Origin of the sequence: Aeromonas sp. R9-2 (assembly GCF_040908025.1) — a bacterium.
Taxonomy (GTDB): Bacteria; Pseudomonadota; Gammaproteobacteria; order Enterobacterales; family Aeromonadaceae; genus Aeromonas; species Aeromonas veronii.
This window is the reverse complement of the sequence record NZ_JBFOCX010000002.1, coordinates 12463-24861: the sequence shown is the minus strand read 5'-3', so window position 1 is coordinate 24861 and position 12399 is coordinate 12463. Positions and strand designations below refer to the sequence as shown.

General features: G+C 58.8%; 9 protein-coding genes. 7 read left to right on the top strand and 2 right to left on the bottom strand.

From position 1 onward, the window contains the following. Nucleotides 1-394: 394 nt before the first annotated feature. Nucleotides 395-1975, top strand: a complete 1581-nt coding sequence (locus AB5Y71_RS00325) for an alpha/beta hydrolase (protein WP_368170715.1) — start codon at nucleotides 395-397, stop codon at nucleotides 1973-1975. A 220-nt stretch (nucleotides 1976-2195) separates the two neighbouring features. Here the strand turns inward: AB5Y71_RS00325 and AB5Y71_RS00320 are convergent, their stop codons facing one another. Beyond that, complete coding sequence (locus tag AB5Y71_RS00320) at nucleotides 2196-2564, bottom strand: VOC family protein (protein WP_043825666.1); 369 nt, start codon at nucleotides 2562-2564, stop codon at nucleotides 2196-2198. 163 nt (nucleotides 2565-2727) lie between these two features. Next, nucleotides 2728-3195: a hypothetical protein gene (locus tag AB5Y71_RS00315; RefSeq protein WP_368170714.1), complete on the bottom strand. Its 468-nt coding sequence runs from the start codon at nucleotides 3193-3195 to the stop codon at nucleotides 2728-2730. A 153-nt stretch (nucleotides 3196-3348) separates the two neighbouring features. Here AB5Y71_RS00315 and AB5Y71_RS00310 point away from each other — a divergent pair, with 153 nt between their 5' ends. The 6 genes from AB5Y71_RS00310 (at nucleotide 3349) to rsxG (ending at nucleotide 12391) form a co-directional block, all read left to right on the top strand. After that, nucleotides 3349-6492, top strand: coding sequence for a DUF3427 domain-containing protein (locus AB5Y71_RS00310; RefSeq protein WP_368170713.1), 3144 nt, complete (start codon nucleotides 3349-3351; stop codon nucleotides 6490-6492). A 181-nt stretch (nucleotides 6493-6673) separates the two neighbouring features. Continuing rightward, nucleotides 6674-7255: an electron transport complex subunit RsxA gene (gene rsxA / locus AB5Y71_RS00305; RefSeq protein ID WP_005337600.1), complete on the top strand. Its 582-nt coding sequence runs from the start codon at nucleotides 6674-6676 to the stop codon at nucleotides 7253-7255. 2 nt (nucleotides 7256-7257) lie between these two features. Then, nucleotides 7258-7836, top strand: a complete 579-nt coding sequence (rsxB, locus tag AB5Y71_RS00300; RefSeq protein ID WP_005350799.1) for an electron transport complex subunit RsxB — start codon at nucleotides 7258-7260, stop codon at nucleotides 7834-7836. 14 nt (nucleotides 7837-7850) lie between these two features. Then, nucleotides 7851-10541 carry an electron transport complex subunit RsxC gene (rsxC, locus tag AB5Y71_RS00295; protein WP_368170712.1) on the top strand — a complete coding sequence of 897 codons (2691 nt, stop codon included), beginning with the start codon at nucleotides 7851-7853 and terminating at the stop codon, nucleotides 10539-10541. Between the two features lie 11 nt (nucleotides 10542-10552). Next, nucleotides 10553-11605 carry an electron transport complex subunit RsxD gene (gene rsxD, locus AB5Y71_RS00290; protein ID WP_368170711.1) on the top strand — a complete coding sequence of 351 codons (1053 nt, stop codon included), beginning with the start codon at nucleotides 10553-10555 and terminating at the stop codon, nucleotides 11603-11605. A gap of 153 nt (nucleotides 11606-11758) precedes the next feature. Next, nucleotides 11759-12391 (top strand): electron transport complex subunit RsxG, encoded by a 633-nt coding sequence (gene rsxG / locus AB5Y71_RS00285; protein WP_368170710.1) that lies wholly within the window; start codon nucleotides 11759-11761, stop codon nucleotides 12389-12391. Nucleotides 12392-12399 lie beyond the last annotated feature (8 nt).

The following is a 12399-nucleotide window of genomic DNA, read 5'->3' as shown; positions in this document are numbered from 1 at the left end:
CATCGGCTGTGCCGGGGAGGCTGTCTGCTGCATCAGCCAATTCACTACGTCAAAGTTCTGCATACCATTCCATCTTCAAAAAAGGCCAATGCCAGCTTATCCATCAAAAAACGCCGCTACAGTAGCATAATTGCCCTCTTTCAGGGGCAGATAGTTGCAAGTTCGCAGCACCCAAGCGGGCATCCGCGGATAAGTTCACGCCGCCAGATGGCCCGCGATGCAGCCTTCGAACGGCCAGCCTGATGCCAACGGCAGGGTCAGGCGCTCACAGCCAGCGCGGACGAACGCCATCAACTATACATATCACCTTGTTTCCATTAGGCTTTAAGCCGGTTGGCTGCGCCAAACTTGCCCGCCCAGAGGCGGATCCCCCCCTATCGCCAAGGATTGCACCATGCTGGCTCACACTCGCCGCCTTGTTCGCCGTGCTCTGCTGACCCTGTTGCTGCTGTTGCTGACCGCATGGGCGGTGATCGCCTACTTCGCCTGGCAGGCAGCGCCGCTGCAGCTGTGGCACACAGTGGTGCCCCCCGAACTCAGCGCCGATGAGCTCGACAGCAGCGATTGGCACGCCTATCTGGCCCGCGAAGCAGAGCTGTTCGAACTGGTGGCCACCGAGGTAGTCGCCAAGACGCCGCCCGAGCAGCAACTGGCCAGCAATCGCTACCATCAGGACGCCCCCATCAATCCCGCCCGCTTTCAGCAGAACTGGAACCGCTCCTACCTGCTGCGCCCCGAGGGTGACGTCAAAGGGGTGGCGGTGCTGCTGCACGGCCTGACCGACTCCCCCTACAGCCTGCGCCATCTGGCCAGACGCTATCAGCAGCAGGGCTTTATCGCGCTGGGGCTGCGGATCCCCGGCCACGGCACCGTGCCAGCCGGACTGGTGGATGTGGATTGGGAGACCTGGCTGGCCGCTACCCGACTTGCGGTGCGGGAGGCCAGATTGCTGGTACCGGGCAAGCGGCCGCTGCATCTGGTGGGCTTTTCCAACGGCGGCGCGCTGGCGGTGAAATATGCGCTCGATGCGCTGGCCGACCCGAGCGGCACGCTGGCAAAACCGGATCGGCTTGTCCTGATCTCCCCGATGATCGGGGTGACCCGCTTTGCCCGCTTCGCCGGGCTCAAGGCCGTGCCTGCCCTGCTGCCCGCCTTTGCCAACGCAGCCTGGCTCGACACCATGCCGGAGTTCAACCCGTTCAAATACAACTCGTTTCCGGTCAACGGGGCACGCCAGTCCTATCGCCTGACCCACGCCATCCAGCAGCAGGTGCGCCAGCTGGCCGCCAGTGGCGAGCTGGCGGCGTTTCCCCCCGCCCTCACCTTCCAGTCGGTGATGGACTACACCGTCAGCACCCGCTCCATCATTGCCGATCTCTACCACTACCTGCCGGCCAACGGCAGCGAACTGGTGCTGTTTGATATCAACCGCAGCACCCTGTTTGGCCCGCTGATGAGCTCGGCATCCGAGCTGGCGCTGCACCGCTTGCTGCCCAACGCCCCCGGGCACTATCGCCTCACCGTGGTGGGCAATGTCGACCCCGCCTCCCCCGCAACCCAGGCCAAAACGCTGGCCAGCGCAGATCAGCCTGAGCAGCTCCGCCCGCTGGGTATCGATTATCCCAAGGAGATCTACTCCCTCTCCCATGTGGCGCTCCCCTTCCCGATGGACGATCCCCTCTATGGCATGGCGGCGCGCCCGGAGCAGCGGGAGCAATATGGCATCAATCTCGGCGGTCTGGCCCTGCGTGGCGAGCGCGGCGTGCTGATCGTCAACCCCGGCGCCCTCACTCGCACCTCCTCCAACCCCTTCTACCCCTATCTGCAGCAGCGGGTGATGGAGAGCCTCACCGCCCCTCCTGTCGCTCGTCCTGCCGCCGTAATCCCTGCCAACAGCGGTCAACTTGATGCGGCCTATCAGGCAGAAGTGGAGCAGTTTTTACAGGAGAGCGACGAGAGCAGCTCGCCTTTCTAGGGCGTTTCTGGAGTATCGGCAAAGAGGCACTGGCGCTGGGTCGATGGCGATACAAGAAAGGGGCCGTCAATTGACGGCCCCTTTCTATTGATGATAGCGATGGAACTGATGGCTTGGTGGACTCAGGGATAGATGCTCACTTCTATCAGATTCTGATCCGGGTCGAGGAAGTAGAGTGATTCTGATAGGTGTTGCACCGTCAGGCGCCGCGCCAACCCTGTCAGGGATAGATGCTCACTTCTATCAGGTTCTGGTCAGGGTCGAGGAAGTAGATGGATTCTATCGGCCCACAGGCACCGCTTTTGGTCACAGGCCCCTCGACAATCTCCACCCCGTGGCAGGCAAGCTGGGCCATCACCTGCTCCAGCGGCCAGCGGGTGATAAGGCAGACATCTCCCGACCCCACCTGCGCCCGATTGCGCGGCTCCTGCCCCAGCAGTTGCAGATTGATCTTCTGGTTGCCAAACCCTACCGCCCGGCGCCCCGCACCGAAGGTGATGGCCTCCATATTGAGCACCGAACTGTAAAATTCCACGGCCCGTTCGATATCACTGACCGTCAATACCAGATGGTCGATATGGCTGATCATGGTTACCTCCTGGTGGTGATCTGGCTGATGTGACCGGCATATGCCCGCAAGCATCCGACTGTCGTCGCCACAGCGGGCAACCCCATCTTACCCGGCAAGGGAGAGCCCATGTGTGCCGTGGCGCGCAAAGCGAGCGCAAATGATCTGGTCAGATAAATTCGCGTTACTGCACCGCAGCGCACGCTTTGTCACGCTGGGCCTGCAGGGTCTCATCTTCGCTATCCATCGCCGCCAGAATCGCCTGATTGCAAGCCCGCTCTGCCAGCTTGGCAGGACTCTGCTTGGCATCCCAAATCTCTGCAATCATCGGCCGATAACTGACGGCCGCCGAGCAGTACATGGTGCGAAATTTGGGCAGTTGCCAACTGCTGTCATCCTGTCGGGTCAAGTCATCACACAGCTTGTGAAACAGGGCGGACGCCTTGACCGAGCACTGACTAAAACGCCGCACATCTTGCTCATAAGGACGGCAAACGCTCGGCTGCTGGATCTGCCACAGCTGAAAAGAGAACGGGACCGACTCCCCCTCATACTGCACCACCAGCGTCTTGGCCTCAGTGCCATAGATATCCGCAACCTGCTGCTGTACCAGATTGAGATAAGCCGAAAAAAGATAGGAAACCGGATCCATCACCACCTCCCTGTGGTTGTCACTGTCGGGCTGTATCACGAAAACCGGAGCGATTTTCAAACGAGTAACAGACGACAACAGCTTACTGATTTGGTTGGAAAAAATGATACTCTTCTCGCCACCCTCATGTACAACGTTCAAGGCTAAAGTGCGATGCAACAATGCGGTATTTATGAACAGCTCATTACTCAACTGCTGACATCTCGACTCGACCGCGAGCACTTTTACGTGGGGGAACGCCAACTTGAGCCTGCCGAAGCGGCAGTTTGGTTATCCAGATTTCTGAGCCGGGTTTTGGAATATGCGGTTGGTTCGGTAACTGGAGAGGATCAGCTGCAACGGCAGATTGAGCTGGCTAACCAGTTATTGCTTTGGCTAAAGGATCGCACACAAGACCCAGACTTTATTAGCGAGAACCTCATCGATAGTCAGGGAAAAATTCTGACAGCGCTCTACCAGTTGGATAACCCCATTTCCGCCAATTTAAAGCAATATGCCGAGGATATTTTCCCTCTGACAGGTCTCACTCAGAGCGAACTGTTTTGTGGCAGCAATGCGGGTTTGTCGATGGAGTCGGAGATTAAACGGGAGATATTATCGGCAGATAGCATCTGCTGGCTGGTCTCATTTATCAAATGGGCAGGTATCCGGATTTTCCGTCATGAGCTGGAAGAGTTCACTCGCCGCGGCCACCAATTAAAAGTAATTACTACCTCTTATATGGGAGCGACCGATGCCAAGGCAGTTGAATTTTTAGCCAGCCTCCCAAATACCGAAGTCAAACTCAGCTATAACACCCAGCGCGAGCGGTTGCATGCCAAGAGCTATCTCTTTTGCCGAAATACCGGCTTTCATACCGGCTATATAGGTTCCTCCAATCTCTCTCACTCAGCCCTCACCAGCGGCTTGGAGTGGAACCTAAAAATCACCTCGCAAGAGATCCCTCATATTATCGAGAAATCCCTGAGTACCTTTGAAACCTATTGGGAATCCGATGATTTTGAGCTGTTTGATGGCAAGCTCGAAAGCCGTACAAAATTGCAGCATGCACTGCAAGAGGCCCGTGGGGATGGGGACAAAAATAGTCCTGCCTATTTCTTTGATATCACGCCGTTTCCCCATCAACTGGAAATCCTTGAACAATTGGCGATGGAGCGCGCTTTACACCAGCGCTTCCGTAACTTGGTGGTTGCGGCCACCGGTACAGGGAAAACCCTGATCTCCGCTTTTGATTTTGCGCGTTTTCTGAAAACCAAACCCGACGCCAAGTTCCTGTTTGTCGCCCACAAAGAGGAGATCTTGCGCCAAGCATTGGCCTCATACCGCGGAGTGCTTAAACAATCCAATTTTGGCGAACTCTTGGTCGGCGGCGCCGTGCCGACCCACTACCGTCAGCTATTTGCCTCGGTGCAATCCTTGAATAACCAGCTGGCTAATTTACGTCTTAGCCCAGATTATTTCGATTACATCGTCATTGATGAGGTTCACCATATTGCGGCGGCCAGTTATCGCGGTCTGCTCGCCGCCTTTGAACCTCACATTCTGTTGGGATTAACCGCAACGCCAGAGCGCCATGATGGCGGTGATATTCTTGCCGACTTTTGTGGTGTCATCGCAGCAGAGATCCGCTTGCCCGAGGCCATCAATCGTCGCCATCTCTGTCCGTTCCAATATTTTGGTATCGATGATGATACTGACTTGCGCCAAGTGGCTTGGAAAAATGGCCGTTATGACATCACTGAACTCACCAATATCTATACCCACAATCAGCAGCGGGTACAGAAAATAGTCCAGAGCCTCAATGAGATCGTCACCGATATTACCAAGATCAAAGCGCTGGCATTTTGTGTGAGCCGTGAACATGCCGACTTTATGTGCAAGGCCTTTTTATTGAAGGGCATCAAGGCTGACATCCTCACCAGCGATAATCGAGACGAGCGGCATAGTAAACAACAAGATTTGCGCACTGGGGTTATCAATATTCTCTGCGTGGTGGACATCTTCAACGAAGGGGTCGATATCCCGGAAGTCGATACCTTGCTGTTTTTACGACCAACGGAAAGCCTCACTATCTTCTTGCAGCAATTAGGGCGCGGCCTGCGGCTGGCGAGTGATAAAGAGTGCTGCACCGTGTTGGACTTTGTTGGCAATGCCCGTGCTGAGTATGACTTTGCCCAGAAATTCCGGGCACTGGTGGGTAAAACTAATAAAGCAATCAGCCACGAGATCAAACAGGGCTTCCCTCACGCCCCCTTGGGCTGCCGCATCGAACTCTCAAAACAGACCCAAGAGTTAATTCTGAGCAATATCAAGAAGGCGACTCTCAATACCTCGCGCCTTATGGGCCTGATCCGCCGTTTCTCACAGGATTGCGATTTACCTCTGACACTAGCGAACTTTTTGAAGTTCTACCCTCACATCAGCCTTGAGGAGATCTACAAGCGCGGCAATTGGAGCACCTTGGTCAAACAGGCCCGCAACCATACCATTTCTGAAATGAGCGATGAGAAGTTGTCGACTCTCTACACCCGGGCCATCAAAACCCGGCTATTGGGCTGCGATGCGCTCCATTACTTGAACTTCTTACAAACCTTGGTGGAAAGCGCCTTTACCTTAACGGCCGAGCACGATGCACGCATGGCCTTGATGTGCCACTACGACTTCTGGCAACAGAGCGGCCCCAACGCAGGCTTTAGCTCCTTGGCGCACAGCCTGAAACAACTCAATCAACCAGAGTTAAGGGCCGAGCTGGCAGATCTGTTACCCATGCTGATCAACCGGGTGCAGCACGAACAAAGCACCATGCCAAACCTTCCCGGTAATCCGCTGCAACTGCATGCTCGCTATGCCAGAGAGCAAGTGCTGGTTGGCTTTGGCGCGACCACCTTCGCGCAGCAACCCACGGCTCGCGAAGGGGTCTATGTCATCGCAGAGCAAAATATCGAGTTGCTGTTCGTTACCTTGAACAAAACGGAACAGCACTTCTCCCCCACTACCCGTTATCACGACTACGCCATCAACGAGTCGCTGTTTCATTGGCAGAGCCAAAACAGCGCTCGCCCAGAGCGGGGTAAGGGGCTGAGTTACATTAACCACAGAGCAGAAGGTAAGCGCTTGTTTTTGTTCGTCCGCGAGCAGAGCAAAGATGAATTTGGCCGTACCCTTGGCTTTGTGAACTTTGGTGAGGTGGAGTACGTATCCCACACTGGAAGCCAACCGATGAACATAAAATGGCGTCTCACTACTCCGATGCCGCCATTTATGTGGAAAGAAGCCGCCAAATTGGCTGTTGGTTAGTAAGGCTTCTCACCCGGTGGGGATATGGCGCAAAACCCACCGAATTCTCGCCCAAAACCCCGGCTAAATTATCCAGTTGCATAATAACCATGCGGCCTTGCGGTTGTTTAACTGGCCCTAACGTCAGATAATACCGCCCGCCTTCAAACCCCGATAACCCGACTTTCAGTGACGGTAATTGATGACTGAGTACCTGCTTTTATTGATCGGCACCGTGCTGGTTAACAACTTCGTGCTGGTGAAATTCCTCGGCCTCTGCCCCTTTATGGGGGTCTCCGGCAAGCTGGAAACCGCCATCGGCATGGGGCTGGCGACCACCTTCGTGATGACCCTCGCCAGTGCCAGCTCCTATCTGGTGGAGCACTATATCCTGCTGCCGCTGGATATCGCCTATCTGCGCACCCTCGCCTTTATTCTGGTGATCGCCGTGGTGGTGCAGTTTACCGAGATGGTGGTGCGCAAGAGCAGCCCGACCCTCTATCGCCTGCTGGGGATCTTCCTGCCCCTCATCACCACCAACTGCGCGGTGCTCGGGGTGGCGCTGCTCAGCATCAATGAGCGACACGACTTTATCCAGAGCGTGATCTACGGCTTTGGCGCCGCCACCGGCTTCTCGCTGGTGTTGATCCTGTTTGCCGCCATGCGCGAGCGTCTGGTCGCCGCCGATGTGCCCGCGCCTTTTCGCGGGGTATCGATTGCCATGATCACCGCCGGTCTGATGTCGCTGGCCTTTATGGGCTTTACCGGCCTTATCAAGATATAACCATGATCCATATTCTCTTTGCCATTCTGGTGCTCACCCTGCTGGCGCTGGCGTTCGGGATTATCCTGGGCTTTGCCGCCGTCAAGTTTCATGTGGAAGCAGACCCCATCGTCGATCAGCTCGATGCCCTGCTGCCCCAGACCCAGTGTGGCCAGTGCGGCTATCCCGGCTGCAAACCCTACGCCGAGGCGCTCGCCAACGGCGATCAGATCAACAAATGCGTACCCGGTGGCGAGGCCACCATGCGCAAGATTGCCGATCTGATGGGGGTCGAGCCCCAGCCGCTGGGGGGCAGTGACGAGGCCGCCGTGCCGGTCAAAAAGGTCGCCTTTATCCACGAAGATCAGTGCATCGGCTGCACCAAGTGCATTCAGGCCTGCCCGGTGGATGCCATCGTCGGCGCCACCAAGGCGATGCATACCGTGATTGCCAACGAGTGCACCGGTTGCGATCTCTGTGTCGATCCCTGCCCGACCGACTGCATCGAGATGATCCCGGTGCCCACCACGGTCGATAACTGGAAGTGGGATCTCAATAACGTGCATGTTCCGGGCAAGATTCCGGTCAAGATAGTGGAATAAACAGCGGAGCAACCATGCATTCCTTACTCGAACGTATCAAAGCCGGCACGCTCTGGGACTTTCACGGTGGCATTCACCCCGCCGACAACAAGCTGCAATCAAGCCAGAGCCCGGTGGTAGACGCCGGTCTGCCGCCACGCCTCATCATTCCGCTGCGCCAGCACGCAGGCCCCGCCGGCGATCTGCTGGTGCAGGTGGGCGACAAGGTCAAGAAGGGTCAGCCGCTGACCCGTTATGCCAAGGGGCGGGTCGTCCCTGTCCATGCCTCCACCTCGGGCACCATCACCGAGATTGGCAACCACACGGTTGCCCACCCCTCCGGGCTCGGCGATCTCTGTGTCATTCTCACCCCGGATGGGGAGGATGAGTGGGGCGAGCGCAACGGCAAAGCCGATTACTGGAATCTGGAGCGGGGTGAGCTGCTCGAGCGCATCCAGCAGGCGGGGGTAGCGGGCCTTGGCGGCGCCGTGTTCCCGACCCACAGCAAGCTCGACGGCCGCGGCCAGCTCACCGAGATCCTGATCGTCAACGGGCTGGAGTGCGAACCCTATATCACCACCGACGATCGGTTGATGCAGCAGTATGCCGACGAGATCATGGATGGCATCCGGGTGCTCAAGCACCTGCTCAAACCCAAGCTGACCCTGATCGGGGTGGAAGACAACAAGCCCGAGGCGATCGAGCAACTGACCCGTCACGCCACCGATGAAGATGTGCTGGTCAAGACGGTGCCGACCAAGTACCCCTCGGGCGGTGCCAAGCAGACCATCGAGCTGCTGACAGGCCGTCAGGTCCCCAAGGGGGGCCGCGCGGTCGATATCGGCATCATGGTGCTCAACGTCGCCACCGTGTTTGCCATCAAGCGCGCCATTATCGACGGCGAGCCGCTGATCGAGCGGATCGTCACCCTTACCGGCGACAGCTTCAAGAAGCCCGGCAACGCCTGGGTGCGCCTCGGTACGCCGGTACGCTGGCTGTTGCAGCGTTTCGAGCTGCAACCGGAAGCGGAGCAGCGGGTGATCATGGGGGGCCCCATGATGGGCTTTACCCTGCCTCACGCCATGGTGCCTGTGGTCAAGGCCACCAACTGCCTGCTGGCGCCGACGCAGGCCGAACTGCCCGCCCCCGGCCCGGAGCAACCCTGCATCCGTTGCAGCGCCTGCGCCGATGCCTGCCCGGCCACCCTGCTGCCGCAAGAGCTCTACTGGTACAGCCGGGCCAAGGAGTATGACAAGGCCGAGAAGCTCAACCTGATGGACTGCATCGAGTGCGGCGCCTGCGCTTGGGTCTGCCCGAGCGAGATCCCGCTGGTGCAGTACTACAAGATCGCCAAAGACGACATTCGCGAAGCCCGTGCCGAGGCCGAAAAAGCCGAACGCGCCAAGCAGCGCTTTGAGGCCAAGCAGGCCCGTTTCGAGCGAGAGAAAGCGGCCCGCGAAGCGCGCCATGCCGAAGCTGCAGCCCAGCGCCGTCAGACAATGACGGCCGCAGGCGCGGAAGATCCGGTGGCAGCGGCTCTCGCCCGCATCAAGGCCAAGCAGGATGCCCCCATCACAGCCATTACCGCTACCGCCGAGGGCTTGCCTGACAACAGCGCGGTGATTGCCGCCCGCGAAGCCCGCAAACGGGAAGCGGAGGCGCGCCGCGCAGCCAAACTGGCGGAGAGCGCAAACAGCGACACTGCCGCTGCGGCGCAACCCGCCGAGGCGGTTGACCCCGCCAGCGATCCCAAGAAAGCAGCCATCGCCGCCGCACTGGCCCGCGCCAAGGCCAAGAAGGCAGCTCAGGCTGGCGATAGCGCCGAGCCTGTGGCTGCCGAAGCCGTTGCTGCGCCTGCGGTAGATGCTGATCAGCAAAAAGCAGAAGTTGATCCGAAAAAAGCGGCGATTGCCGCCGCCATTGCCCGGGCCAAAGCCAAAAAGGCCGAGGCGAATGGTGAACCGGTAAGCGCAGCCAACAGCGCGGCAGCCGAGGTCAACACGCAAAATGACGCCCCTGTCGATCCCAAGAAAGCTGCAATTGCTGCCGCCATCGCTCGTGCCAAGGCCAAGAAGCTGGCCCAGCAGAGTGACAGCGCTGAAGGCGATCTGACTGCAAATGCTGACACCAGCGAATCCGCTGCAACCCAAAGCGATGCGCCATCTGCGGCCAGCGAAGCGATTGATCCCAAGAAAGCCGCTATCGCTGCTGCCATTGCCCGTGCCAAGGCCAAAAAGCTGGCCCAGCAGGGCGAGAGTGCCGGTGCTGAGGATGCGCAGAGTGAGCCAGCTGCCAGCGCGGAGACCCGCGACATGACGGTAGCCAAGAGCGAAGTAACCACCAGCCACAGCGATACGGCAGCAAGCGAAGCGGTCGATCCCAAGAAAGCCGCTATCGCCGCAGCCATCGCCCGAGCCAAGGCCAAAAAACTGGCCCAGCAGGGCGCAAGTACCAGTGCTGAGGTAGAAAATGCCGGTGCTGAGGGTGAGCGCGCACCGGCCGAGCCGATGCAAAGCGATGCAACCAGCAGTGAGCAACCACTTGCCGTCACTGCCGCGCCTGAAGCGAGCGCTCCAGCGGTTGACGCCCCGGTTGATCCGAAAAAAGCGGCCATTGCAGCCGCGGTGGCCCGCGCCAAGGCGAAGAAGCTGGCGGCCGAGGCAGCCAGAGCTGCCGAAACCGCCGCGGAAGATGCCCCGTCAGCCGACCGAACAACCACAAGGTAATCGACAGACTCATGTTCAATATTGCGACTGCGCCGTTTGCCCATAACCGCAAACAGACCCGAATCCTGATGCTGCTGGTGATCCTGGCCTGCGTGCCGGGCTTGCTGGCTCAGACCTGGTTCTTCGGCTGGGGCTCCTTTATCCAGATCCTGCTGGCGTTGGTGACAGCGCTGCTGTGCGAGGCGCTGGTGCTCAAGCTCCGTGGCCGAACCATCAAGCCTGCCCTGATGGATGGCAGTGCGGCGCTCACCGCCGTGCTGATCGGCCTCTCCCTGCCGCCGCTGCTGCCGTGGTGGATGCTGGTGGTGGGCACGGCCTTTGCCATTATCGTCGCCAAACACCTTTACGGCGGACTGGGCCAGAACCTGTTCAACCCGGCCATGGTCGCCTATGTGCTGCTGCTGGTCTCCTTCCCGGTGCAGATGACCAGCTGGCTGCCGCCGGAGAGCGTGCGCGCCTACAGCCTCGGCTTTGGTGATGCGGCGTCGGTGATCTTCACCGGCTTTAGCCTCGACGGCTACAGCATGGCCCAGCTCAAGCAGGGGGTGGATGGTCTCACCATGGCGACTCCCCTCGATACCCTGAAAACCGGCCTGACTCAGGGGCTCACCACCGGCGAGATCCTGAGCGGCCCGCTGTTCGAGGGTTGGGGCGGCATCGGCTGGAGCTGGGTCAACCTCGGCTATCTGCTGGGCGGCCTGTTCCTGCTGCTGCAAAAGGTGATCAACTGGCGCATTCCCACCGCGATTCTCGGTGCCCTGCTGGCGGCCTCCACCATCGGCTATCTGGTAAGCCCGGATGCGACTGCCACGCCCATGTTCCATCTCTTTAGCGGCGCGACTATGCTGGGGGCCTTCTTTATCGCCACCGATCCGGTCAGCGCCTGCACCACGCCGCGCGGCCGACTGGTCTATGGCGTGCTGATCGGGGGGCTGGTCTACATCATTCGCCGCTTTGGCGGCTATCCGGATGCGTTCGCCTTCGCCGTGCTATTGGCCAACCTTTGTGTGCCGTTTATTGACAGCCTGACTCGCCCGAAAGTGTATGGAGCCCGTCGCCAATGACCAAGACGATAACGCCGAAACGTATCGAGTGCTGCTGGCCAACCTCTGCGTTGCCCATTTTTATCGACACGCTGACTCGCCCGAAAGTGTATGGAGCCCGTCGCCAATGATGTTTCTGCCCTTTTCCCTCATCACAGCTGACGGAGCCCGGACATGTTAAAGAGCATGCGCAAGAACGGCCTTATTCTGGCGATGTTCGCGCTCGGCTGTACCGCACTGGTGGTACTGACCAACGAGTTGACCAAGGATAAAATCGCCCACCAGCAGCAGCTGGAGAAACAGCAGACCCTCTCGGTATTGCTGCCGGAGGGGAGCTATGACAACGATCTGGTGGCCAGCTGCAAGCAGGTGACCAGCAGGAAGTATCTGGGCAGCGATCAGCCGCTGGCACTCTATACCGCCAGCAAGAATGGCGTGGTAACCGGCTATGCGCTGGAGGCGATCGCACCGGATGGCTACAGCGGGGCGATCCGCATCGTGGCGGGCTTTGATGCCAAGGGCACCATCACCGCCGTGCGCGTGCTCGCTCACAACGAGACCCCGGGTCTGGGTGACAAGATCGAGCTGAAAAAATCGGACTGGATCAACAGCTTTGCCGGAAAATTCCTGACCCATGACAACGAGCCCCAGTGGGCGGTGAAGAAGGATGGCGGCGAGTTCGATGCCTTTACCGGCGCCACCATCACCCCGCGAGCCGTGGTCAAGGCGGTGAAGAACCTGCTTAAACTGCAGCAGGAGCAACCCGAACTGCTCAGCAACGCCCCGGCTTGTCCGGCGACGAACTAACGGAGTCG

Excerpts from the sequence above, each read along its gene's own strand:
- rsxD (WP_368170711.1), top strand. The coding sequence starts at position 10,553 with ATGTTCAATATTGCGACTGCGCCGTTTGCCCATAACCGCAAACAGACC.
- rsxG (WP_368170710.1), top strand. The coding sequence starts at position 11,759 with ATGTTAAAGAGCATGCGCAAGAACGGCCTTATTCTGGCGATGTTCGCG.
- rsxB (WP_005350799.1), top strand. The coding sequence starts at position 7,258 with ATGATCCATATTCTCTTTGCCATTCTGGTGCTCACCCTGCTGGCGCTG.
- AB5Y71_RS00310 (WP_368170713.1), top strand. The coding sequence starts at position 3,349 with ATGCAACAATGCGGTATTTATGAACAGCTCATTACTCAACTGCTGACA.
- AB5Y71_RS00320 (WP_043825666.1), bottom strand. The coding sequence starts at position 2,564 with ATGATCAGCCATATCGACCATCTGGTATTGACGGTCAGTGATATCGAA.
- AB5Y71_RS00315 (WP_368170714.1), bottom strand. The coding sequence starts at position 3,195 with ATGGATCCGGTTTCCTATCTTTTTTCGGCTTATCTCAATCTGGTACAG.
- AB5Y71_RS00325 (WP_368170715.1), top strand. The coding sequence starts at position 395 with ATGCTGGCTCACACTCGCCGCCTTGTTCGCCGTGCTCTGCTGACCCTG.
- rsxA (WP_005337600.1), top strand. The coding sequence starts at position 6,674 with ATGACTGAGTACCTGCTTTTATTGATCGGCACCGTGCTGGTTAACAAC.
- rsxC (WP_368170712.1), top strand. The coding sequence starts at position 7,851 with ATGCATTCCTTACTCGAACGTATCAAAGCCGGCACGCTCTGGGACTTT.